At 59.8% G+C, this 21,638-nt stretch carries 23 protein-coding genes; 15 read left to right on the top strand and 8 right to left on the bottom strand.

Features of this window, described 5'->3' with window-relative positions; genetic code table 11:
- Positions 1-62: 62 nt before the first annotated feature.
- Positions 63-959 carry a tRNA glutamyl-Q(34) synthetase GluQRS gene (gene gluQRS, locus IF199_RS25595; protein WP_192559008.1) on the bottom strand — a complete coding sequence of 299 codons (897 nt, stop codon included), beginning with the start codon at positions 957-959 and terminating at the stop codon, positions 63-65.
- Between the two features lie 83 nt (positions 960-1,042).
- Complete coding sequence (gene dksA / locus IF199_RS25590) at positions 1,043-1,486, bottom strand: RNA polymerase-binding protein DksA (RefSeq protein ID WP_085712147.1); 444 nt, start codon at positions 1,484-1,486, stop codon at positions 1,043-1,045.
- Between the two features lie 333 nt (positions 1,487-1,819).
- On the opposite strand from dksA, the gene IF199_RS25585 reads away from it, so the two are divergent.
- Entirely contained in the window at positions 1,820-2,992 is a 1,173-nt protein-coding gene (locus IF199_RS25585; protein WP_102621080.1) for a pyridoxal phosphate-dependent aminotransferase, read from the top strand.
- Positions 2,992-3,705 carry a DNA/RNA nuclease SfsA gene (sfsA, locus tag IF199_RS25580; RefSeq protein ID WP_192559007.1) on the top strand — a complete coding sequence of 238 codons (714 nt, stop codon included), beginning with the start codon at positions 2,992-2,994 and terminating at the stop codon, positions 3,703-3,705. The genes IF199_RS25585 and sfsA overlap by 1 nt, the downstream gene beginning before the upstream one ends.
- Here sfsA and IF199_RS25575 read toward each other — a convergent pair.
- Positions 3,702-4,019 carry a Rieske (2Fe-2S) protein gene (locus IF199_RS25575; protein WP_102621079.1) on the bottom strand — a complete coding sequence of 106 codons (318 nt, stop codon included), beginning with the start codon at positions 4,017-4,019 and terminating at the stop codon, positions 3,702-3,704. The genes sfsA and IF199_RS25575 overlap by 4 nt on opposite strands.
- A 162-nt stretch (positions 4,020-4,181) precedes the next feature.
- On the opposite strand from IF199_RS25575, the gene IF199_RS25570 reads away from it, so the two are divergent.
- Genes IF199_RS25570 through IF199_RS25555 form a run of 4 tightly spaced genes read left to right on the top strand, consistent with a single transcriptional unit; the run spans position 4,182 to position 7,725 of the window.
- Positions 4,182-5,054 carry a heme/hemin ABC transporter substrate-binding protein gene (locus IF199_RS25570; protein ID WP_192559006.1) on the top strand — a complete coding sequence of 291 codons (873 nt, stop codon included), beginning with the start codon at positions 4,182-4,184 and terminating at the stop codon, positions 5,052-5,054.
- 50 nt (positions 5,055-5,104) lie between these two features.
- On the top strand, positions 5,105-6,088 hold the full coding sequence (locus tag IF199_RS25565) for a FecCD family ABC transporter permease (protein WP_170931651.1): 984 nt from the start codon (positions 5,105-5,107) through the stop codon (positions 6,086-6,088).
- Positions 6,088-6,855 (top strand): heme ABC transporter ATP-binding protein, encoded by a 768-nt coding sequence (locus IF199_RS25560; protein WP_192559005.1) that lies wholly within the window; start codon positions 6,088-6,090, stop codon positions 6,853-6,855. The genes IF199_RS25565 and IF199_RS25560 overlap by 1 nt, the downstream gene beginning before the upstream one ends.
- Before the next feature lie 21 nt (positions 6,856-6,876).
- The gene (locus IF199_RS25555; RefSeq protein WP_192559004.1) at positions 6,877-7,725 is read left to right on the top strand and encodes a ChaN family lipoprotein; all 849 of its coding nucleotides are present in this window, start codon (positions 6,877-6,879) and stop codon (positions 7,723-7,725) included.
- Between the two features lie 227 nt (positions 7,726-7,952).
- Here the strand turns inward: IF199_RS25555 and IF199_RS25550 are convergent, their stop codons facing one another.
- The 4 genes from IF199_RS25550 to IF199_RS25535 form a co-directional block, all read right to left on the bottom strand.
- On the bottom strand, positions 7,953-8,744 hold the full coding sequence (locus IF199_RS25550; RefSeq protein WP_192559003.1) for a Crp/Fnr family transcriptional regulator: 792 nt from the start codon (positions 8,742-8,744) through the stop codon (positions 7,953-7,955).
- 15 nt (positions 8,745-8,759) lie between these two features.
- On the bottom strand, positions 8,760-9,032 hold the full coding sequence (locus tag IF199_RS25545) for a TfoX/Sxy family protein (protein ID WP_003228231.1): 273 nt from the start codon (positions 9,030-9,032) through the stop codon (positions 8,760-8,762).
- A 220-nt stretch (positions 9,033-9,252) separates the two neighbouring features.
- Positions 9,253-9,597 carry a pentapeptide repeat-containing protein gene (locus IF199_RS25540; protein WP_096820917.1) on the bottom strand — a complete coding sequence of 115 codons (345 nt, stop codon included), beginning with the start codon at positions 9,595-9,597 and terminating at the stop codon, positions 9,253-9,255.
- A gap of 91 nt (positions 9,598-9,688) precedes the next feature.
- Positions 9,689-11,245 carry a bifunctional aminoglycoside phosphotransferase/ATP-binding protein gene (locus tag IF199_RS25535; RefSeq protein ID WP_102621073.1) on the bottom strand — a complete coding sequence of 519 codons (1,557 nt, stop codon included), beginning with the start codon at positions 11,243-11,245 and terminating at the stop codon, positions 9,689-9,691.
- A gap of 117 nt (positions 11,246-11,362) precedes the next feature.
- Here IF199_RS25535 and mrcB point away from each other — a divergent pair, with 117 nt between their 5' ends.
- Genes mrcB through IF199_RS25520 form a run of 3 tightly spaced genes read left to right on the top strand, consistent with a single transcriptional unit; the run spans position 11,363 to position 14,785 of the window.
- Positions 11,363-13,687 carry a penicillin-binding protein 1B gene (gene mrcB, locus IF199_RS25530; RefSeq protein ID WP_096820919.1) on the top strand — a complete coding sequence of 775 codons (2,325 nt, stop codon included), beginning with the start codon at positions 11,363-11,365 and terminating at the stop codon, positions 13,685-13,687.
- 16 nt (positions 13,688-13,703) lie between these two features.
- Positions 13,704-14,450, top strand: a complete 747-nt coding sequence (locus IF199_RS25525) for a tetratricopeptide repeat protein (RefSeq protein ID WP_096820920.1) — start codon at positions 13,704-13,706, stop codon at positions 14,448-14,450.
- Entirely contained in the window at positions 14,450-14,785 is a 336-nt protein-coding gene (locus IF199_RS25520; protein WP_192559002.1) for a YqcC family protein, read from the top strand. The genes IF199_RS25525 and IF199_RS25520 overlap by 1 nt, the downstream gene beginning before the upstream one ends.
- A gap of 18 nt (positions 14,786-14,803) precedes the next feature.
- Here the strand turns inward: IF199_RS25520 and IF199_RS25515 are convergent, their stop codons facing one another.
- Positions 14,804-15,220, bottom strand: a complete 417-nt coding sequence (locus IF199_RS25515; protein WP_102621069.1) for a DUF4124 domain-containing protein — start codon at positions 15,218-15,220, stop codon at positions 14,804-14,806.
- Between the two features lie 400 nt (positions 15,221-15,620).
- Between IF199_RS25515 and IF199_RS25510 the strand changes: the two genes are divergently transcribed.
- From IF199_RS25510 to msrQ, 6 genes are all read left to right on the top strand, one after another.
- Positions 15,621-17,345: an acetolactate synthase 3 large subunit gene (locus IF199_RS25510; protein ID WP_096820933.1), complete on the top strand. Its 1,725-nt coding sequence runs from the start codon at positions 15,621-15,623 to the stop codon at positions 17,343-17,345.
- Positions 17,346-17,347: 2 nt separating this feature from the next.
- Positions 17,348-17,839, top strand: coding sequence for an acetolactate synthase small subunit (gene ilvN, locus IF199_RS25505; RefSeq protein WP_003205610.1), 492 nt, complete (start codon positions 17,348-17,350; stop codon positions 17,837-17,839).
- A 48-nt stretch (positions 17,840-17,887) separates the two neighbouring features.
- Positions 17,888-18,904: a ketol-acid reductoisomerase gene (gene ilvC / locus IF199_RS25500; RefSeq protein WP_003228216.1), complete on the top strand. Its 1,017-nt coding sequence runs from the start codon at positions 17,888-17,890 to the stop codon at positions 18,902-18,904.
- A gap of 147 nt (positions 18,905-19,051) precedes the next feature.
- Positions 19,052-19,909: a CDP-diacylglycerol--serine O-phosphatidyltransferase gene (gene pssA / locus IF199_RS25495; protein WP_096820923.1), complete on the top strand. Its 858-nt coding sequence runs from the start codon at positions 19,052-19,054 to the stop codon at positions 19,907-19,909.
- A gap of 63 nt (positions 19,910-19,972) precedes the next feature.
- Positions 19,973-20,986 carry a protein-methionine-sulfoxide reductase catalytic subunit MsrP gene (msrP, locus tag IF199_RS25490; protein ID WP_192559001.1) on the top strand — a complete coding sequence of 338 codons (1,014 nt, stop codon included), beginning with the start codon at positions 19,973-19,975 and terminating at the stop codon, positions 20,984-20,986.
- Positions 20,986-21,609: a protein-methionine-sulfoxide reductase heme-binding subunit MsrQ gene (msrQ, locus tag IF199_RS25485; RefSeq protein WP_192559000.1), complete on the top strand. Its 624-nt coding sequence runs from the start codon at positions 20,986-20,988 to the stop codon at positions 21,607-21,609. Before msrP ends, msrQ begins: the two co-directional genes overlap by 1 nt.
- Positions 21,610-21,638 lie beyond the last annotated feature (29 nt).

The following is a 21,638-nucleotide window of genomic DNA, read 5'->3' as shown; positions in this document are numbered from 1 at the left end:
TTATGCGCGTGCCCGAAAACGTGCGGCGATGGTAACGGATGGGCGCGCCACTGCAAGTGTCGTCACAGCAGTTGCGCTTCAGGCAGGGTCAGTGTGCGCGGGATTTTCGAGGCATCCCAGTGGGCGCTGCCCCAATTCAACAGTTCTTGCGGCGAGGCGTGGGCCAGTTCGGCGCCGGGATTTTGCCCCAGTGCCCGCAACGCCCGTAGCAGCAGTGGCGTGGCCTGATCGGCTTCCAGCGGTGGCGAGCGGTAGGACTTGCCGAGCTTGTTGCCGTCGGGCTGGGTAATCAGCGGCAGGTGCAGATAACGCGGCTGGCGCAGGCCCAGCAGTTCTTGCAGGTAGAGCTGGCGAGGCGTCGAGTCGAGCAGGTCGGCACCGCGCACGATGTCGGTGATGCCCTGCCAGGCGTCGTCCAGCACCACCGCCAGTTGATAGGCGTAGAGGCCGTCGCGGCGGCGGATCACGAAATCACCCACGTCACGGCCCAGGTGCTGACGGTATTCGCCCTGCACCCGGTCGATGAAGTGATATTCCAGCTCGGGCACGCGCAGGCGGATCGCGGCGTCTTCCTGGCCATGGCCGGCATTGCGGCACAGTCCCGGATAAATGCCGTGATAGGGCTCCAGTTGTTTGCGCGAGCAGGTGCAGGCGTACGCCAGACCGTGATTGAACAGACTGTCGAGCACTTGCGCGTAGGCGTCATGCCGGTCGCTCTGGCGGACCATTTCGCCGTCCCATTCGAAGCCGTAGCTTTCCAGCGCTTTGAGAATCGCCGCCTGTGCTCCGGGCTCTTCTCGGGGCGGATCGAGATCTTCCATGCGCACCAGCCAGTGGCCGTTCACCGAACGGGCATCCAGATAAGAAGCCAGTGCAGCCACCAGCGAACCGAAGTGCAGGTGTCCACTGGGTGTAGGCGCAAAGCGGCCGATGTAGGCGGGGGAGGTGTTGGCAGTCATGAGAGCGATGCTACTAGAGAGTCAAAAAACAGCAGAAACAAAAACGGAGCGTTCGCACGCTCCGTTTCTCGTTCAGGTCGGGATTACTTGCCGACCTGCTTTTCCTTGATTTCCGCAAGGTTCTTGCAGTCGACGCACATGTCGGCAGTCGGGCGGGCTTCGAGGCGCTTGACGCCGATCTCGATGCCGCAGGAATCACACCAGCCGTACTCTTCGTCTTCGATCAGTTGCAGCGTCTTGTCGATCTTCTTGATCAACTTGCGCTCGCGGTCGCGGGCACGCAGCTCAAGGGCGAATTCTTCTTCCTGGCTGGCACGGTCGGCCGGATCAGGGAAGTTGGCTGCTTCGTCTTTCATGTGATCAACAGTGCGGTCGACTTCCTGCATCAAGTCCAGTTTCCACTTGGTCAGGATCTTGGTGAAGTGCGCGCGCATGGGCTTGCCCATGTACTCTTCGCCTTCGGCCGGAACGTAAGGTTCGAAACCGCTGATCGCCTGTTGCTGCTGTTGCTTTGCTTGGGTGGGCATGAAATGGACCGCCTCTACTCTTGTAATCCATTGCGCAGGATTGCTCCATCACCGACACCTGCCGGCCCTGCGGCTGCAAGCGGGCGAACTTACCAGATCAATTCGGCCCGCGCTACTCCCGGATGTCGAGCCCGCGGCCGGTGGTGCTTGCAAATGTTTGCCAAGCCATGTCTGGTGGTGCTGGAGACCTGACAATCAATCATTTTAGTCAATCCTGGAGCGTACGCTTGTGTCGTTACAGTCCAGTGTTCTTGAGGCTGTGACCACTACGGGTTCTCGCTCGTTCCGGCAGATGGGTAGAATCGTTTCTTTTCCCTCGTTGAAGGAAGGCCAATGGCTCAGCCCTACAGTGCGCGCAGTCGTGCGATCGAACCGTTCCATGTGATGGCGTTGCTGGCGCGGGCCAATGAATTGCAGGCTGACGGCCACGACGTGATCCACCTGGAAATCGGCGAACCGGACTTCACGACCGCCGAACCGATCATCCGTGCCGGCCAGGCCGCGCTGACGGCGGGGAAAACCCGTTACACCGCCGCCCGTGGCATTCCTGAGCTGCGAGAGGCGATTTCCGGTTTCTACCAGACCCGCTATGGCCTGAATATTGATCCGCGACGGATTCTGATCACGCCGGGTGGCTCCGGGGCGCTGCTGCTGGCCAGCGCTTTGCTGGTGGATCCAGGCAAGCACTGGCTGCTGGCCGATCCTGGTTATCCGTGCAACCGGCACTTTTTGCGTCTGGTTGAAGGCGCGGCGCAACTGGTTCCTGTCGGGCCGGATGTACGCTATCAACTGACGCCTGATCTGGTGGAACGCCACTGGGATCACGACAGTGTCGGCGCACTGGTCGCCTCGCCGGCCAACCCGACCGGCACGATTCTGACCCGCGATGAGCTTTCGGGGTTATCCACAGCCATCAAGGCGCGGCACGGGCATCTGGTGGTGGACGAGATCTACCACGGCCTGACTTACGGCACCGATGCCGCCAGCGTGCTGGAAGTCGACGACAGTGCGTTTGTCCTCAACAGTTTCTCCAAATATTTCGGCATGACCGGATGGCGCCTCGGCTGGCTGGTGGCGCCGGATGCGGCGGTCAGTGAGCTGGAAAAACTCGCGCAGAACCTCTACATCAGTGCGCCGAGCATGGCCCAATATGCGGCGCTGGCCTGTTTCGAGCCGGAGACCATTGCGATCCTCGAGGAGCGCCGCGCCGAATTCGGCCGTCGTCGCGATTTCCTGCTGCCCGCACTGCGGGAGCTGGGCTTCAATATCGCCGTAGAGCCGGAAGGCGCGTTCTACTTGTATGCCGATATCAGCCAGTTCGGCGGTGATGCCTTCGCGTTCTGCCGTCACTTCCTTGAAACCGAACATGTGGCGTTCACCCCGGGCCTGGATTTCGGTCGCTATCAGGCCAGTCATCACGTGCGCTTTGCCTACACGCAAAACCTTCCTCGCCTACAGGAAGCGGTGGAGCGCATCGCCCGTGGCTTGAAGAGCTGGCAAGGCTGATGCGCTTTCATCCTCCTCTTGAAGAAGGCCGGTTGATCCGCCGTTACAAGCGCTTTCTCGCCGACATCGAAACCGTTGGCGGCGAATTGCTGACGATTCACTGCCCGAACACCGGTTCGATGCTCAATTGTCAGGTCGAGGGAGGTCAGGTCTGGTTCAGCCGCTCCAATGACCCCAAGCGCAAGCTGCCCGGCACCTGGGAAATTGGCGAAACCCCGCAGGGCCGGTTGTTCTGTGTGAACACCGGGCGCGCCAACACGCTGGTCGAAGAAGCGTTGCAGGCCGGTGTCATCAGCGAGTTGAACGGTTTTACCGCGCTGAAGCGTGAAGTGGCCTACGGACAGGAAAAAAGCCGCATCGACTTTCGCCTCGAATACCCGACAGGGCCGGCGTACGTGGAAGTGAAAAGTGTCACGCTGGGTTTCGACGGTACGGCGGTGGCGGCCTTTCCCGATGCGGTGACAGAGCGCGGCGCCAAGCATTTGCGTGAGCTCGCGCATCTGGCGCGCGAGGGGATTCGGGCGGTGCAGTTGTACTGCGTGAACCTGACCGGCATCGAGGCGGTGCGCCCAGCCGTGGAAATCGATTCGGCCTACGCCGATGCCTTGCGTGAGGCGGTGGCGTCCGGGGTCGAGGTGCTGGCTTATGGTGTGCGGTTAAATCATGAGGAAATGTTGATCGATCGTCGGCTGGACGTATTGCTCGACGGTTAAACGTCGACCCACAGCCCTTGTGCGTCCTCACGGCAATCGATGACCGTCAGCGATTGCCCGGCGCAGGGGCCCGCCACGCATTCACCGTCCTCGATCAGAAACAGTGCGCCATGAGTGGCGCACTGGATCAGGCTGTTGCTCGGGTCGAGAAACTGGTCGGGTTGCCATTCGAGCCCGACGCCCCGGTGCGGGCAACGGTTGAGGTAGACGTACGCCTGGCCGGCCCGGCGTACGGCGAACAGTTTTTTACCGTCGATCTCGAAACCGCGGCTGGCGGCCTCGGCCAGATCGGCGCCCGTGCACAGAAACTTCATGGCTATCCTCAAGTGTCAGCGCGTGTCCGGATATGTCCGAGCTTGACGTTTAAATGCAAACAATTATCAAATGGCCGCCTTCGCCCGCTGCGCGGTGACCGCTGCCTAGGATACTTGGCCTGCCGTCCCGATGCCCGGGAAAATCCTTCAAGGAAGCTGTCTATGCGCCTGAGTACCTGCGTTGCCGTGCTGTGTGTCGGACTTTTTGTCAGCCACCAGGCTGCAGCGGCCCAATTGCCGCAACGTTGGGTCAGTGCCGGCGGTGCCTTGTCGGAGTGGGTGAGTGCGTTGGGCGGCGAGGCGAAACTGGTGGGCGTCGACACCACCAGCCAGCATCCCGAATCCCTCAAGTCGCTGCCGAGCATTGGTTACCAGCGCAGTCTGTCGGCGGAAGGCATCCTCAGCCTGCGTCCGGACATCCTGATCGGCACCGAGGAAATGGGCCCGCCTCCGGTGATCACGCAGGTTCGCGGTGCCAAGGTGCAGGTGGAATTGTTCTCCGCTCAGCCGGATCTGCCGACACTGGAAAAAAACGTCACCCATCTGGGCCAGTTGCTGGGCGCCGAGTCTCAGGCGACGCAACTGCTGCAAAGTTATCAACAGCAACTCGACGCACAGAAGGCGCGGGTGGTTGCGGTGCAGTCAAAACACAAGGCTCCCGGTGTGTTGTTGCTGCTCGGGCATGCCGGCGGCAAACCATTGATTGCCGGCCAGGACACCGCCGCCGATTGGCTGCTGCAACAGGCGGGCGGGCACAACCTGGCCACCCACACCGGTTACAAACCGTTTTCCGTGGAGTCCCTGGCCGGGCTCGACCCCGAAGTGTTGGTGTTTGCTGACCGCGCACTGACCGGCGAAGCGGCGAAAGCGGCGCTGTTCAAGGAGAACCCGATCCTCAATTCCAGCCGTGCGGCCAAGTCCGGACGCGTGCTGGAGCTGGACCCGACGCTGCTGGTCGGCGGGCTCGGGCCGCGTTTGCCGGGAGCGCTGAAAACCCTGTCTGACGGCTTCTACCCGACCCAGAGCGGCCAATGACCACGCTGGTCAAACCCCGTGGCTTGTTCATCGGCCTGATCCTGCTGTGTCTGTTGGCGATCTGGCTGTCGCTGGCCTTGGGGCCGGTCAGCCTGCCGCTGTTCGATACCTTGCGGGCTGCCTTGCGCATGATCGGCGTGCCGCTGGCGCCGGACGGGCTGGAGCAGGCTGAACTGATTCTCGGGCAGATTCGCCTGCCGAGGACTTTGCTCGGGTTGGCCGTCGGCGGCGTGCTGGCGTTGTCCGGTGTGGCGATGCAGGGCTTGTTTCGCAATCCGCTGGCCGATCCCGGGTTGGTTGGCGTCTCCAGTGGTGCTGCTTTAGGCGCGGCGGTGGCGATTGTCGGTGGTTCGTTTTTCGGCGGATTGCCGGAGTGGTTCGGGCCGTATCTGCTGTCTGTGTGTGCATTTCTCGGTGGTCTTGGTGTGACGGCGCTGGTCTACCGGCTCGGCCGTCGCAACGGGCAGACCAATGTCGCGACCATGTTGCTGGCAGGCATCGCCCTGACTGCGCTCGCCAGTTCTGCTGTGGGGCTTTTTACCTATCTGGCGGACGACGCGACCCTGCGAACCCTGACTTTCTGGAACCTTGGCAGCCTCAACGGCGCGAGTTATGCGCGGTTGTGGCCGCTGCTGATCATCAGCGCCGGTGTCGCGTTATGGCTTCCGCGTCGGGCCAAAGCCCTGAATGCGTTGCTGCTCGGGGAGTCGGAAGCCGGGCATCTGGGGATCGATGTCGAGCGACTCAAGCGTGAGCTGGTGTTCTGCACGGCGTTGGGTGTCGGGGCGGCAGTGGCGGCGGCAGGGATGATCGGCTTCGTCGGGCTGGTAGTACCGCATTTGGTGCGTTTGCTCGCCGGGCCGGATCATCGCGTGTTGTTGCCGGCTTCGGTGCTGGCCGGTGCCAGTCTGTTGTTACTGGCGGACCTGGTGGCGCGGCTGGCGCTGGCGCCGGCAGAGTTGCCGATCGGTATCGTCACCGCATTCATCGGCGCGCCGTTCTTCCTATATCTGCTGTTGCGAGGGCGTGCCTGATGTTGCGTGCACATAATCTGCACATACGTCGTGGCCGCAAGACGGTACTGGCTGACGTCAATCTGCAATTGGAGTCGGGTGAAGTGCTCGGTGTACTCGGCCCCAATGGCGCCGGCAAAAGCACGTTGCTCGGGGCATTGTGCGGGGAACTGACGGCCAGTGAAGGCAGCGTTTCTCTCGACGGCGAAGCCTTGAGCCATTGGAGTGGCAGTCAGCGCGCTCAGCGGCTGGCGGTATTGCCCCAGGTGTCGACGCTGGATTTTGCCTTTCGCGTTGAAGAAGTGGTCGGGATGGGGCGTTTGCCTTATCAGACCGGCAGAGTGCGCGACGACGAGATTGTTACCGCCGCGTTGCTGGCAGCGGATGCCAGTCATCTGAGCGGGCGCAGTTATCTGGCGTTGTCCGGTGGCGAGCGCCAGCGGGTGCATCTGGCCCGTGTGCTGGCGCAGTTGTGGCCGGGGCAGGCCGGGCAGACCTTGTTGCTGGATGAGCCGACTTCGATGCTCGACCCTTTGCATCAACACACCACGTTGCAAGCCGTGCGTGAGTTTGCCGATCGTGGCGCTGCAGTGATGGTGATCCTGCATGATCTGAACCTGGCGGCGCGCTATTGTGATCGCATCCTGCTGCTTGAAAGCGGGCGCCCGGTGGCGCTGGACACGCCGCAGCAGGTGTTGCGTCCGGAATCGCTCAAGGCCGTATTCGGTCTGGAGGTTTTGGTGCAGTCGCACCCGGAGCGCGGGCATCCGCTGATCATCGCCCGCTGATTTCGTCATCGAGGTGAAAGCATGCGTGGGATTTTGCTGTTTGCGGTGTTGTTGCTTGGCGGTTGCCAACATGTCGCTCCGCCACCGGTCACTGGCGAGATTCGCGACCTGCGCAGCGGAACACTGATTACCCCGCACGAATTGCTGACGCGTCTGGGCAAGCCGGCACGGGTGATCGTCGGTGAGCAACATGACAACGCCGATCATCATGCCGTGCAATTGTGGCTGTTGCAGACGCTGGGCGAAGCGCGTCCTCAGGGCAGTCTCCTGCTTGAAATGCTGACACCCGATCAACAATCGCGGGTTGATGACGTACACCATTCCCCAAAGCCTCCTGTCGATCTTCCGGTCGAGCTGGCGTGGCAGGACGGTTGGGACTGGAAACTCTATGGACCGATTGTGCGGTTTGCCTTTACGCAACCGTATCCATTGCTGGCGGCCAATCTCGATAACATTGAAATTCGTGCGTTCTATCGTGACCCTCCGGTATTGAAGGGGGATCGCAGCAACGCCGAGTCGGTGAAAAACGAGCTGGCCGGGCAGATCAACGATTCTCACTGCGGCTTGCTGCCCCAATCGCAAATGCCGGCGATGCTGGCGGTGCAGCAGCAACGGGATCGGCGGATGGCTTCACGATTGATGGCGGCGCCTGCGCCGGCGTTGTTGTTCGCTGGTGCGTTCCATGCGCGCAAGGATGTTGGTGTGCCGCTGCATGTGCTGGATCTGGGCGCGCCCGAAGCGCCGACGGTGCTGATGCTGGCGGAGCAGGGCAGCGAGGTCACGGCGGCCATGGCCGATTATGTCTGGTTCACGCCGGCCACACCGAAACCGGATTACTGCGCCGAGATGCGTAAACAGTTCGGCCAATGACTTTCTTGCAGGCAAAAAAAGACCCGGTAAAAACCGGGTCAAATAACCGTGATTAGCCTGATGAGGAGATAATCTGAGAGTCCGAACCAAGGGCTTTTCAGAATATCGACTGATCTCGCGACCAGTTGTGATAATCATAGCGATTCTCATTAACAAGTCAACGTGTGTTTTTCCATTTCTTCGGTTTTGTTTGGGGAATGGCTGAAAAGCCCTGCAAACACTAGGCTTCAGCTTGGACGATCAAGTGCCGTGAGCTGCTTGTTGAGCTGGTCGATGCGCCGCGCCATGCTTTCGATCAGGCTGTGGGCGATTTTCGGATTGCTGCGGGTCATGCTCAGAAACTGATCGCCAGGAATCAGCATCACCGTGCTCGGCTCGCAGGTGATGACCGTGGCGTTGCGGGGCTCGCCGGTAAATATCGCCATGGCACCGAAAATCTCGTCCTTTGGCACTTCGCCAACCTTGTGCCCGTCGACGAATGCCTGCGCGTGTCCCTCGATGATCACGAACACGTGATCGGCGGGGTCGCCCTCGCGGATCAACACTTCTCCGGCCTCGACCCGTTTGAAGCCATTGGTGCTGCGAAACTCCCGTGGCTTCAGCTCGGCAACCGCATGGGCCAGGAGCGCCATTTGCCCGAGCAGATAGTGCAGAAACTGCTCCGAACGTACGGGTTCCGAATGCACATGCTGAAACAAATCGCGTTGACGGTAGGGCAGCAGGCTCAACGGTCCTTCCGAACGCAGGATGCAATCCGTCCAGTCCGGGCTTTGCTGCAGACCGATCAGATCACCTTCCTGCCAATAGAAAAGCGCCCGGCCACCGAACTGGCCATTGATGATGCCCTCAGTCAGTAGAAACAGTTGATCGTCAGGCAACTGCGCCATCAGATCATCCGTGGCCTCCAGTTCCAGCGCGGGTCCGCACGGTGCAAGGTCCCGTAGAAACTGGCCGGGCAGACTCTGCAAACGGTTGATCATTGCTTCGGCCGGTGCCGATTGTTCCCCGAGCAGATACATGAAGGTGGGTGCCCGTCAGTTCTTGTGGCGAGAGGAAATGGCTTCGAGCTGTTTGTTCAGTGCGTCCTTGCGTTCAGCGGGGATGTCATTCCAGTGCACATCCATCAAGGCGCCTTCGATTGCATACAACAACACCTTCGACGCCCGGAACCCGCGCGTGCGCACGGCCCGATAGGCATCCACGGCGCCCAGGCGACGCAGATCCGAGGCGCTGTGGATGCCCACGGCATGCAGCCATTGCGCCGACGTCTTGCCAAGATTCTTCAGGTGTTGCAGTTCATCATTCATCAAGCCTCCTTGCGACGGCCGAATGGTGCGTGGGCGAGCTTCTCAGGAGTGTAGCCATCAGTAGGAAAAGCGTGGTTGTTTGGTCGGATTCGACGCAAACGCTTCTAAGAAAGGTCAGGTTTTCGCTGATGAATCAGGTTGGGGAGGGCGTGGGAAAAGCACGAATAGCACGCAGTCCAGCGCAAAGCGGGGGCGCTGGACGGGTCAGCCTCTCGGTGGCTTAGCGAGTGCGATAGCGCAGGCGTGTACCGAAGTTCATCGACATCAGGATTTCGTCTGCACTCAGTTCCGGCGGGAAGTAAGCGCCGGAAATCTGCGCGTGGGCCAGGCTCGCACCTTCCAGCGCGGCGTTGCGAAAGTCGATGCCGCGCAGATCAGCGGAACGGAAGTAGGCGTCCCGGAAATCCACGCCATCGGCGTTCAGTTCACGCAGGTCGAGGCCGCGAAAATCACCGCCGACCATATCGATCGGACCGTCTTTCGGACGTTCTTTGTTGAAACCGGTTATGTCGTCTTTGTGCAGCAAGGCATAAAGCGGGGTGTCGAGAAGTTTCGGCTGGCTCATGTCAGATCACCTGTTGGTTTTATGACGCCAGTATAGTGCCACTATTTGACGGCCGTGAAGCGAGCGAGGGCTTCACGGCCGAAATAGTTTCTTACAGACCTGGCAGGCGTTGGCGGATTTGCGCCACGACGGTGTCCAGGGTGCCGGACTCATTGGTCTGCACGCGTTTGCTGCGCAGGATTTCGTCCGGGGTCAGCGCTTCACGATTGGCTTGTTGTGCTTCGATCACGGCCAGCGTGGCGTCGGACGGATCCTTTTTGTCTGCCTGACGCAGGGCCAGCCAGCTCTCGATCACCGCTTGTGGCGCGTTGCAGTCGAGGATCAGGAACGGCGCGCCAGTGGCCTCGGCGACCTTGGCTGCGCTGTCACGTTGTTCGCGCTTGAGGTAAGTGGCATCGATCACTACCGGGAAACCGGCGTGCAGGATCACTTCGGCGATTTCATGCAGGCGAGCATAAGTCGCTGTGCTGGCGTCGGCGCTGTAAATCCCGGCCTGAACATCATTGGCAACGGTTTGCTCGCCGAACAGACGCTTGCGTTCAACATCGGAACGCAGGCGAATTGCGCCCAGCGCCTCGACCAGACGCATGGCTACGTGGCTTTTGCCTACAGCGGATACGCCGTGGGTGATCGCCATGAAGCGCGAAGGAATGGTGCTGTAGCTTTCCGCCAGGTTGGCGTAGTTGCGGTACTGGCGCAGGGTGGTGGCGCGCTGCACCGGGGTTGCGTCGGCCGGCATGCTGAACAGCGCAACTTTCGCACGGACCAACGCGCGGTAAGCCTTGTAGAAGTTCAGTACTTCCAGGCCCTGATAGTCGCCGGTCAGCTCCAGGTATTGGCTGATGAAACGACGGGCCAGGGATTTCAGGCCGCGGTCTTCCAGGTCCATCGCGAGGAAACCGGTGTCGGCCCAGACGTCGGTGAAGCGGAACGGCTCGTTGAATTCGATGCAGTCGAAAATCACCACTTTGCCGTCGATCAGCGTGGCGTTGCCCAGGTGAATGTCACCGTGGCATTCGCGGGTGAAACCTTGTGCCTTGCGCTGGGCGAACAGTGGCTTCAAGCGTTCGAAGCTGCTTTCGGCCCAGGCTTGCAGGGCATCCAGTTGCAGCAGATCGGCTTTGTCGCTGAGGAATGGCAGGATTTGTTCGAAGTTCTGGCGTACCGGCGCCATCACGCTTTCAGGCGTGCCGGCATCGTGCTCGGCCGGGACTATCGGCGCGCTGAGGTGGAAACGAGCGATCTGCTCGGCCATTTCGTCGATGTGTGTGGTGGTCAGCTCGCCATTGGCTTGCAGGGTGCTCAGCAGGCCGGTCTGCGGGAACTGGCGCATTTTCAGCACGTATTCGATGGCCGGGCCTTCGCCACCCAGTTGCGGGGCTTCGACAGTGCCGGTGACTGGAATCACTTCCAGATACAAATCGTCGGTCAGGCGCTGGTTGAGGCGCAGCTCTTCGCCGCAGAAATGCTCGCGGGATTCGAGGCTGGTGAAGTCGAGAAAGCCGAAGTTCACCGGCTTCTTCACTTTATAAGCGTAAGGACCAGTGAGCAGGACCCACGAGATATGGGTTTCGATGACCTGAAACCCTTCGACAGGGTGCGCAAACAGGGCCGGGTTTTGCAGGGCGGCGATCAGGGACTGGCTCACAGGCGATCCTTCAGAGACTGGGGAAATTCGAGGTCGCCATTATGGCCGCTCGCCAGCCCGACGCAAACCTCGGAGCGCTCCTGTTGAGTATGAATAAAGTGCGTATAATCCGCCGCCATGACTCGTACTCGATCCCCCCGCACCCCTAAAAAACCACCTTCCCGGGGCCTGCGCCCATGGTTGGGCTGGGCCCTTAAACTCAGTCTGGTCGGCCTTGTGGTGCTGGCTGGCTTCGCCGTTTACCTCGATGCCGTGGTGCAGGAGAAATTCTCCGGCAAGCGCTGGACCATCCCGGCCAAGGTATACGCGCGTCCGCTCGAGCTGTTCGTCGGACAGAAACTGAGCAAGGACGATTTCCTCACTGAGCTCGACGCCCTGGGCTATCGCCGCGAGGCCGTGAGCAATGGCCCCGGCGCTGCAGCCGTCAACGGCAATACCGTCGATCTGAACACCCGTGGCTTCCAGTTCTATGAAGGCCTCGAGAAACCGCAGCCGGTTCGCGTGCGTTTCTCCGGTGATTACGTGGCCGAGCTTTCGGCGACGAACGGTTCGAAGTTGTCGGTGGTGCGCCTGGAGCCGCTGATGATCGGCGGGATCTACCCGAAAAACCTTGAAGACCGGATTCTGATCAAGCTCGATCAGGTGCCGCCGTACCTGCTGGAAACCCTGGTCGCTGTGGAAGACCGGGATTACTACAGTCACTGGGGTGTGTCGCCGAAGTCGATTGCCCGGGCGATCTGGGTCAACACCTCTGGCGGCAAGATGACTCAGGGCGGCAGTACGCTGACCCAGCAACTGGTCAAGAACTTCTACCTCACCAACGAACGCAGCCTGACCCGCAAGCTCACCGAAGCGATGATGGCGCTGTTGCTCGAGGTGCATTACGACAAGAAGGAAATTCTTGAGGCCTACCTCAACGAAGTCTTCGTCGGTCAGGACGGTCAGCGTGCGGTACACGGTTTCGGTCTGGCCAGTCAGTTCTTCTTCGGTCAGCCATTGTCCGAGCTGAAACTGCATCAGGTCGCGCTGTTGGTCGGGATGGTCAAAGGCCCTTCCTATTACAACCCGCGTCGCAACCCGGAGCGGGCGCTGGAGCGACGCAACCTGGTGCTCGACGTGCTTGAGCAACAGGGTGTCGCCTCTGCCGAGCAGGTGGAAGCCGCGAAGAAAATGCCGCTGGGCGTGACCTCGCGCGGCAAGCTGGCCGACAGCTCGTTCCCGGGCTTCATCGATCTGGTCAAACGCCAGTTGCGTGAAGACTACCGCGACGAAGACTTGACCGAGGAAGGTCTGCGGATCTTCACCAGTTTCGACCCGATCCTGCAGATGAAAGCCGAAGCTTCGGTCAACGACACCTTCAAGCGTCTTTCCGGCCGCAAGGGTTCCGATGACGTGGAAGCGGCGATGGTCGTGACCAACCCGGAAACCGGCGAAGTCCAGGCGATGATCGGCAGCCGTCAGGCCAGTTACGCCGGGTTCAACCGGGCACTGGATGCCGTGCGGCCGATTGGCTCGCTGGTCAAACCTGCGGTTTATCTGACGGCACTGGAGAAACCGAGCCAGTACACGCTGACCAGTTGGCTGTCGGACGATCCGCTTTCCATCAAGGGCGCAGACGGTCAGGTCTGGAAACCGCAGAACTATGATCGCCGCTCCCACGGTACGGTGTTCCTCTATCAAGGGCTGGCGCACTCCTACAACCTGTCGACCTCGCGTCTCGGGCTGGCGGTGGGTGTTCCGAATGTCCTCAAGACCATCGGGCGTCTGGGCGTAACTCGCGAGTTCCCGGCCTTCCCGTCGATGCTGCTGGGTGCCGGTGGCATGACGCCGATCGAAGTGGCGACCATGTACCAGACCCTCGCCAACGGTGGTTTCAATACGCCGATGCGCGGGATTCGCAGCGTGCTGACCGCCGAGGGCGAGCCGCTCAAGCGTTATCCGTTCCAGATCGAGCAGCGTTTCGATCCGGCCTCGATCTACCTGATCCAGAACGCCATGCAGCGCGTCATGCGTGAAGGTACCGGCAGCTCGGTCTACAACGTGCTGCCCAAAACCCTGACACTGGCCGGCAAGACCGGTACCAGTAACGATTCGCGCGACAGCTGGTTCGCCGGTTTCAGTCAGGATCTGCTGGCGGTGGTCTGGCTCGGTCGTGACGATAACGGCAAGACGCCGTTCACCGGTGCTACCGGTGCGTTGCAGGTCTGGACCAGTTTCATGCGCAAGGCCGATCCGCTGCCGCTGGACATGCCGCAGCCGGACAACGTGGTTCAGGCGTGGGTTGATTCGCGTACCGGCCAGGGCTCTGATGCCAACTGTCCGGGCGCCGTGCAGATGCCGTATATTCGCGGCAGCGAACCGCCACCCGGCGCCTCCTGCGCGGGCGAAAGCCCGGCGTCGAGCGAGTCGGTGATGGATTGGGTCAAGGGCTGGATGAATTAAGCGAAGAGGGTTTCAAGTGAACAAGTGGTTGATTCCAGCGGTGACCGCCGTGGCTTTGCTCAGCGGCTGCTCCACCGTACAGCGTGGTTCGATCCCGGTTGTCGATTCGGGCACGGCTGTGTCCAACAGTGAACGCATTTCGGCCAATGGCGGCTTCCGGCAGACGACGGTGAAACGTCCTGTGCAGGGCCAGACTCAGGCTATCCCGCAGGGCGATACCGGTGTGGTGGTGATGGTGCCGGGTGGCGCTGCGACGTCGACGCCGATCAGCAGCTCGCCGATTGTTCCGGGCCCGGCGTCCGGTGGTATCACTGCGGGGCCATACAACCCTTCGCCGGTCGAATCGGCACCGATCAGCTCCGGCAGTTACAGCATGCCTTCGACGCCTAGCGGCATTCCTTCGGCCAGCAGCGGTGGCGGTCTGTCCGCCGACGAGCAACTGGACGGCCCGGTGCTCGCCTTGTTGACCACCGCGCAGCAACAGCAGGCCGGTGGTGATCTGAACGGTGCGTCCTCCAGCCTTGAGCGCGCTCAGCGTGTTGCCCCGCGTGAGCCACAAGTGCTTTACCGTCTGGCGCAGGTGCGCATGGCTCAGGGCGATGCCCCGCAAGCCGAGCAAACTGCCCGCCGCGCGCTGACCATGGCCAACGGTCGTCCGGACTTGCAGGCCAGCCTGTGGGAACTGATCGCTCAGGCACGTGAGAAACAAGGTGATTCCGCTGGCGCCGCACTGGCCCGTCAGAAGGCCAAGGTTTCGCTGTGATGGACGCGCGTTTCTCGAAAGTTGCCGATCAACTGCTGTTGATCGAGCGCGAACTGCGTACCCAGGGCTGGTGGGATGACGTCCAGCCTTCGGCTGAAGCCTTGAGCAGTGTCGAGCCATTCTCGGTCGACACGCTCGATTTCGAGCAGTGGCTGCAATGGATCTTCCTGCCGCGGATGAAGATGATCCTCGAGCAGGACCTGCCATTGCCCAATGCCTCGGGCATTCAGGAAATGGCCGAAATGGTCTTCGCCCAACGCAATCTGCAGGGCAAGGATCGGCAGTTGCAGGTATTGCTCAAAGAGTTCGACCTGCTGATCACTGCTTCGCGCTGAACGGCCGACTGCCAGTGATCACTGGCAGTTCTCGGCGATCTGCTTCTGCGTCTCTGCGATACGCTCCTGACGTTGCGTATCGCTCAGCCGACGCAATTCTCCCTCGGTCTCTTCCCTCAAGCGCGGATTGTTCTGTAACTGCGCCAGGTTCGTGCGTGCCTGTTCGCAGAAGGTCTTGAGCTGAGCCTGTTGCTCGGCGACCTGTTTCCTGACCTTGTCGTCGATGGCTTTCTGATCGCCCAACGCGCCGCTGCCGGGCATCGCAGTGGGGCGCGGAGCAGGCGAGGGCGGCGTTTGCACTGTGGTCGCCGTTTGACCTTGTGGCGGCTGCGCATCGAAATGCGTGACACCTTGAGCATCGACCCATTTGTAGATCTGACCGGCCATGCACCAGGGGCTGAGGCCGATCAGCAGGATGACGAGGAGCGTTCGCATGCTGATTCCTTGGCAAAATTGCGCAATTGACGCTAACAGAGTAGCGCTTTTCAGGTTTTTTCTTGCGTTCTCATGTGCTTACCCACAATTAAGCACATTGACGGCTTGACTTGGAGAGGGCGAAACAGAAGAATCCAAAGTCCGCTGTACAGGGACTGCCAGAAGCAGACCCTCTCGGCAGATCATGAGGCGCATATCCGCGTCGACCTGTTACACCCGCAACGCGTTACCTCGCGCTGGGTGGGAAAGGCCCGCAACACTTGGGACGATCCCAATACTTGCTCAGTCAGTGCTGACGTAGTCGGCGACCACCGTCGCTCATGCTCTGCCGAGAAGTAAACCTATTAAGACCCGTTCGCTTTTTTGTGGACGGTATTCTGGCGTTTTAGAGGTGAACAACGTGGAGCTTTTATCTGGCGGTGAGATGCTCGTCCGCTTCTTGCGTGACGAAGGCGTCAAATATATCTACGGGTACCCGGGTGGTGCTCTTCTTCATGTTTACGATGCCCTGTTCAAAGAACCGGAAGTGACCCACATCCTGGTTCGTCACGAACAAGCGGCTACCCATATGGCTGACGGCTACGCCCGTGCCACCGGTAAAGCCGGCGTGGTATTGGTGACTTCCGGTCCAGGCGCCACAAACGCCATCACCGGTATTGCCACGGCCTACATGGACTCGATTCCGATGGTGATCATTTCCGGTCAGGTGCCAAGCACCATGGTCGGCACCGACGCGTTCCAGGAAACCGACATGATCGGTATCTCCCGGCCGATCGTGAAGCACAGCTTCATGATCAAGCACGCGTCCGAAATCCCGGAAGTCATGAAGAAAGCCTTCTACCTGGCGCAATCCGGTCGTCCGGGCCCGGTCGTGGTCGATATCCCGAAAGACATGACCAACCCGGCCGAGAAGTTCGAATACATCTTCCCGAAGAAAGCCAAACTGCGTTCCTACAGCCCGGCCGTTCGCGGTCACTCCGGGCAAATCCGCAAGGCAGCAGAAATGCTCCTGGCGGCCAAGCGTCCCGTGCTGTACTCCGGCGGTGGCGTGATTCTCGGCAACGGCTCCGCGCCGCTGACCGAACTGGCGCAAATGCTCAACCTGCCGGTCACCAATACCTTGATGGGCCTGGGTGGCTACCCTGGCACTGACCGTCAGTTCATTGGCATGCTCGGCATGCACGGCAGCTACACCGCGAACCTTGCGATGCACCATGCCGATGTGATCCTGGCGGTCGGTGCGCGTTTCGATGATCGCGTGATCAACGGCGCGCCGAAGTTCTGCCCGAACGCCAAGATCATTCACATCGACATCGACCCGGCTTCGATTTCCAAGACCATCAAGGCTGACGTGCCAATCGTTGGCCCGGTTGAGAGCGTCCTGACCGAAATGGTCGCGATCCTCAAGGAAATCGGCGAAACCCCGAACAAGGAAGCGGTCGCCAGCTGGTGGAAGCAAGTCGACGAGTGGCGCGGTGATCGCGGCCTGTTCCCTTATGACAAGGGCGACGGCAGCAAGATCAAGCCGCAGACCGTGATCGAAACCCTGTGCGAAGTGACCAAGGGCGATGCCTTTGTGACCTCCGACGTGGGCCAGCACCAGATGTTTGCTGCGCAGTACTACAAGTTCAACAAGCCGAACCGCTGGATCAACTCTGGTGGTCTGGGCACGATGGGCTTCGGTCTGCCGGCCGCGATGGGTATCGCCTTGAGCTTCCCTGAGTCTGACGTTGCGTGCGTCACCGGTGAAGGCAGCATCCAGATGAACATCCAGGAGCTGTCGACCTGCCTGCAATACGGTTTGCCGGTCAAGATCGTGATCTTGAACAACGGTGTACTGGGCATGGTTCGTCAGTGGCAAGACATGAGTTACGGCAGCCGTCACTCGCACTCCTACATGGAATCGCTGCCTGATTTCGTCAAGCTGGCCGAGGCCTATGGTCACGTCGGCGTGCGCATCACCGAATCGAAAGATTTGAAGTCGAAGATGGAAGAAGCGTTCGCCCTGAAGGATCGCCTGGTGGTGCTCGACATTTCGGTCGACACCAGCGAGCACGTCTACCCGATGCAGATCAAAGACGGCTCCATGCGCGATATGTGGCTGAGCAAGACGGAGCGTACCTAATCATGCGGCACATTATTTCCTTGCTTCTGGAAAACGAACCCGGTGCTTTGTCTCGCGTAGTCGGCCTGTTCTCGCAGCGCAACTACAACATTGAAAGCCTGACCGTGGCGCCGACCGAAGACCCGACTCTGTCGCGTCTGACGCTGACCACTGTCGGCCACGATGAAATCATCGAGCAGATCACCAAAAACCTGAACAAGCTGATCGAAGTGGTCAAGCTGGTGGACCTGTCGGAAAGTGCTCACATCGAGCGCGAACTGATGCTGGTCAAGGTCAAGGCCACTGGCGCCCAGCGCGCCGAGATCAAACGCACCACCGATATTTACCGTGGACAGATCGTCGACGTCAGCGCCAGCGTGTATACCGTTCAACTGACCGGTACCAGCGACAAGCTCGACAGCTTCATTCAGTCCATCGGCACCGCATCGATTCTGGAAACGGTCCGTAGTGGCGTCACCGGTATTGCCCGCGGCGACAAAGTACTCAGCATCTAAACCAAATTAGCGAATGGCCTGAACGGCCTGGATATAAAGGGGAAATTCATGAAAGTTTTCTACGATAAAGACTGCGACCTGTCGATCATCCAGGGCAAGAAAGTTGCCATCATCGGTTACGGCTCCCAGGGCCACGCTCAAGCGTGCAACCTGAAAGACTCCGGTGTCGACGTTACCGTCGGTCTGCGTAAAGGTTCGGCTACCGTTGCCAAGGCTGAAGCCCACGGCCTGAAAGTGACTGATGTTGCTTCCGCCGTTGCTGCTGCCGACCTGGTCATGATCCTGACCCCGGACGAGTTCCAGTCTTCCCTGTACAAGAACGAAATCGAGCCGAACATCAAGAAAGGCGCCACCCTGGCCTTCTCCCACGGCTTCGCGATCCACTACAACCAGGTTGTTCCGCGTGCCGACCTCGACGTGATCATGATCGCGCCGAAAGCCCCGGGCCACACCGTACGTTCCGAGTTCGTGAAAGGCGGCGGTATCCCTGACCTGATCGCGATCTACCAGGACGCCTCGGGCAACGCCAAGAACGTTGCACTGTCCTACGCCGCCGGCGTTGGTGGCGGTCGTACCGGCATCATCGAAACCACCTTCAAGGACGAGACCGAAACCGACCTGTTCGGCGAACAAGCCGTTCTGTGCGGCGGTACCGTTGAACTGGTAAAAGCCGGTTTCGAAACCCTGGTTGAAGCTGGCTACGCGCCGGAAATGGCCTACTTCGAGTGCCTGCACGAACTGAAACTGATCGTTGACCTCATGTACGAAGGCGGTATCGCCAACATGAACTACTCGATCTCCAACAACGCTGAGTACGGCGAGTACGTGACGGGCCCGGAAGTGATCAACGCCGAGTCCCGTCAGGCCATGCGCAACGCCCTGAAACGTATTCAGGACGGCGAATACGCCAAAATGTTCATCAGCGAAGGCGCAACCGGCTACCCTTCGATGACCGCCAAGCGTCGTAACAACGCCGCTCACGGTATCGAAATCATCGGCGAGCAACTGCGCTCCATGATGCCGTGGATCGGTGCCAACAAGATCGTCGACAAAGCCAAAAACTAAGTCGTCGACCCTTGTATGAAAAAACGCGGCCTCGGCCGCGTTTTTTCGTATGGGCGGGCGGTTCTGGTATAAAGCTGCATCGTTTGTGGCCGAACCGTCGTCCCAGACACCTGTCGAAAATGTCCAATCCGTTGCAAGGTAATGTCCATGAGCGAACGTCCCGAAGAGCCGAACCAGGCTTCAGACGCCGAAAGCCTGCTGCCCATCGATGAGCATGTCGAAGAAGGGCATGACGCAGAAGGTCGTAAAGTCCGGCATCGTGGTATCTATCTTTTGCCGAATCTGTTCACCACTGCGAACCTGTTTGCAGGGTTCTATTCCATCATCAATTCGATGAGTGCCCAGGCTGCGTTGAGCGCCGGGGATTCGGCGAGTGCGAGCAAGTACTTCGCCTTCGCGGCTATCGCGATTTTTGTCGCTATGGTGCTCGATGGTCTCGACGGCCGTGTGGCACGCATGACCAACACCCAAAGTGCATTCGGTGCCGAGTACGACTCGCTGTCGGACATGGTTGCGTTTGGCGTCGCGCCGGCATTGCTGGCATTCGGCTGGGCCTTGGGTGACATGGGCAAGGTCGGCTGGATGGTCGCCTTCATCTATGTGGCCGGCGCAGCGTTGCGTCTGGCGCGCTTCAATACTCAGGTGGGCACCGCAGACAAGCGCTACTTCATCGGTCTGGCCAGTCCGGCAGCTGCCGGTGTGGTCGCGGGGATTGTCTGGGCGTTCAGCGATTACGGGATCCAGGGTTCGAAGATGTCGTTCCTGGTTGCATTGATGGTGGCGGCTGCCGGCATGCTGATGGTCAGCAACATCAAGTACAACAGCTTCAAGGAGCTGGACCTGAAAGGGCGCGTACCATTCGTGGCGATCCTGGCGGTGGTACTGGTGTTCGCCGTGGTGTTCAGTGATCCTCCGCGTATTCTGCTGTTGGTGTTCCTTGCCTATGCAGCCTCGGGCCCTGTGCAGTACCTGTTGCATCTTCGTCGCCACAAAAACGTCGAGTGATGTAATTTCCCTCATACTCCGCAGTCTATGGGTGCATCTGTCCTCCAAAACTGCGGAGTTGTCATGCTGATCAAAATCCCCAAAGCGTCCGACTGCCACGAGTCGAACGTCACGCCTGAATCCATTTATCTCTCTCGCCGGCAATTGCTCGGAGCAACTGCGGCAGGCTTGGCCGTGAGCAGCTTGCCGCGTTGGGCCAGTGCCGAAGAGGCCGCCCGTTATGCCGATGTCGAGTCTGGCAATGCGCCCGCCTGGTTTACCGAGAAGCAGCCTTCTATTAAATGGGGCGCCGTGAACGTCAAGGATGAGGCGATCACGCCCTATAAGGACGCGACCCACTACAACAACTTCTATGAGTTCGGTACCGACAAGGGGGATCCGGCGGCGAATGCCGGATCGCTGAAGACCGAACCCTGGAGTGTGGTGGTGGACGGGGAGGTGGGGAAGCCGGGGCGCTATGCACTGGAGGACTTCATGAAACCTTATCAGTTGGAGGAGCGCATCTATCGCCTGCGTTGTGTCGAGGCGTGGTCGATGGTCATCCCCTGGATCGGTTTCCCTGTTTCGGCGCTGCTCAAGCAGGTGGAGCCGACGTCCAACGCCAAATACATTCGTTTTGAAACCTTGCAGGATCCGAAGAGCATGCCCGGACAGCGGTCGGGATTTGCTCTGATCGACTGGCCTTATGTAGAAGGCTTGCGTCTGGATGAGGCGATGAATCCATTGGCGATCCTGGCAGTGGGCATGTACGGCCGTGAATTGCCGAATCAGAACGGCGCGCCGTTGCGTCTGGTGGTGCCATGGAAGTATGGCTTCAAGAGTGTCAAATCCATCGTGCGGATCAGTCTGGTCAGTGAGCAGCCAAAGACGACCTGGCAAAGCATTGCAGCGGACGAGTATGGGTTTTATGCCAATGTGAACCCGACGGTTGATCACCCCCGCTGGACTCAGGCTCGGGAACGACGTCTTCCTAATAGTCTGTTCAAGCCGAATGTGCGTGATACGCAGATGTTCAACGGCTACTCGGACGAAGTCGCTTCTTTATATACAGGGCTCGATCTACGGAAGAATTACTGATGCGATATCCGTTCTGGCGTGTGGGCGTTTTTATTGCGGCGGCTATCTGGCCGTTGTGGTGGTTCTATCAGGCCTTTGAGGATCTGCTCGGGCCAGATCCCGGAAAAGTCCTGGTTGATCGACTTGGGCTCGGGACATTGGTATTGCTGTTGATCACTTTGAGCATGACGCCGCTGCAGAAGCTTACGGGGTGGGCAGGGTGGATCGCTGTGCGCCGGCAGTTGGGGCTCTGGTGTTTTGCGTATGTGGTTTTGCATTTATGCAGCTATATGGCGTTCATCCTGGGTTTCGACTGGTCGCAGCTGGGCGTCGAGTTGCGCAAGCGTCCGTACATTATTGTCGGCACGCTTGGGTTTCTGGGGTTGCTGGCGTTGGCGGTGACGTCCAATCGTTATAGCCAGCGTCGCCTGGGCGCGCGCTGGAAGAAGTTGCACCGGCTGGCGTATGTGATTCTCGGGTTGGGATTGCTGCATATGCTGTGGATTGTGCGCGCCGATCTTAAAGAGTGGGCGGTCTATGCCTCTATAGGTGGGTTGCTTCTTGTGCTGCGACTGCCACCGGTAGCCCGCCGAATCCCGCGTTTGCCGGGTAAAAGGCAGGTTTTGCAAGAAAAGCGTAATTAAGAGTTGACGGCAGATTCTGGAGGCCTATA

The organism is Pseudomonas allokribbensis, from assembly GCF_014863605.1.
Taxonomy (GTDB): domain Bacteria; phylum Pseudomonadota; class Gammaproteobacteria; order Pseudomonadales; family Pseudomonadaceae; genus Aquipseudomonas; species Aquipseudomonas allokribbensis.
The sequence above is the reverse complement of the archived record's forward strand: the minus strand, read 5'-3'. Positions and strand labels throughout refer to the sequence as shown.

Excerpts from the sequence above, each read along its gene's own strand:
- gluQRS (WP_192559008.1), bottom strand. The coding sequence starts at position 959 with ATGACTGCCAACACCTCCCCCGCCTACATCGGCCGCTTTGCGCCTACA.
- msrP (WP_192559001.1), top strand. The coding sequence starts at position 19,973 with ATGCTGATCAAAATCCCCAAAGCGTCCGACTGCCACGAGTCGAACGTC.
- ilvN (WP_003205610.1), top strand. The coding sequence starts at position 17,348 with ATGCGGCACATTATTTCCTTGCTTCTGGAAAACGAACCCGGTGCTTTG.
- IF199_RS25575 (WP_102621079.1), bottom strand. The coding sequence starts at position 4,019 with ATGAAGTTTCTGTGCACGGGCGCCGATCTGGCCGAGGCCGCCAGCCGC.
- IF199_RS25520 (WP_192559002.1), top strand. The coding sequence starts at position 14,450 with ATGGACGCGCGTTTCTCGAAAGTTGCCGATCAACTGCTGTTGATCGAG.
- IF199_RS25560 (WP_192559005.1), top strand. The coding sequence starts at position 6,088 with ATGTTGCGTGCACATAATCTGCACATACGTCGTGGCCGCAAGACGGTA.
- sfsA (WP_192559007.1), top strand. The coding sequence starts at position 2,992 with ATGCGCTTTCATCCTCCTCTTGAAGAAGGCCGGTTGATCCGCCGTTAC.
- IF199_RS25570 (WP_192559006.1), top strand. The coding sequence starts at position 4,182 with ATGCGCCTGAGTACCTGCGTTGCCGTGCTGTGTGTCGGACTTTTTGTC.
- IF199_RS25540 (WP_096820917.1), bottom strand. The coding sequence starts at position 9,597 with ATGAGCCAGCCGAAACTTCTCGACACCCCGCTTTATGCCTTGCTGCAC.
- pssA (WP_096820923.1), top strand. The coding sequence starts at position 19,052 with ATGAGCGAACGTCCCGAAGAGCCGAACCAGGCTTCAGACGCCGAAAGC.
- dksA (WP_085712147.1), bottom strand. The coding sequence starts at position 1,486 with ATGCCCACCCAAGCAAAGCAACAGCAGCAACAGGCGATCAGCGGTTTC.
- msrQ (WP_192559000.1), top strand. The coding sequence starts at position 20,986 with ATGCGATATCCGTTCTGGCGTGTGGGCGTTTTTATTGCGGCGGCTATC.
- IF199_RS25585 (WP_102621080.1), top strand. The coding sequence starts at position 1,820 with ATGGCTCAGCCCTACAGTGCGCGCAGTCGTGCGATCGAACCGTTCCAT.
- IF199_RS25550 (WP_192559003.1), bottom strand. The coding sequence starts at position 8,744 with ATGTATCTGCTCGGGGAACAATCGGCACCGGCCGAAGCAATGATCAAC.
- IF199_RS25545 (WP_003228231.1), bottom strand. The coding sequence starts at position 9,032 with ATGAATGATGAACTGCAACACCTGAAGAATCTTGGCAAGACGTCGGCG.
- IF199_RS25515 (WP_102621069.1), bottom strand. The coding sequence starts at position 15,220 with ATGCGAACGCTCCTCGTCATCCTGCTGATCGGCCTCAGCCCCTGGTGC.
- IF199_RS25555 (WP_192559004.1), top strand. The coding sequence starts at position 6,877 with ATGCGTGGGATTTTGCTGTTTGCGGTGTTGTTGCTTGGCGGTTGCCAA.
- mrcB (WP_096820919.1), top strand. The coding sequence starts at position 11,363 with ATGACTCGTACTCGATCCCCCCGCACCCCTAAAAAACCACCTTCCCGG.
- ilvC (WP_003228216.1), top strand. The coding sequence starts at position 17,888 with ATGAAAGTTTTCTACGATAAAGACTGCGACCTGTCGATCATCCAGGGC.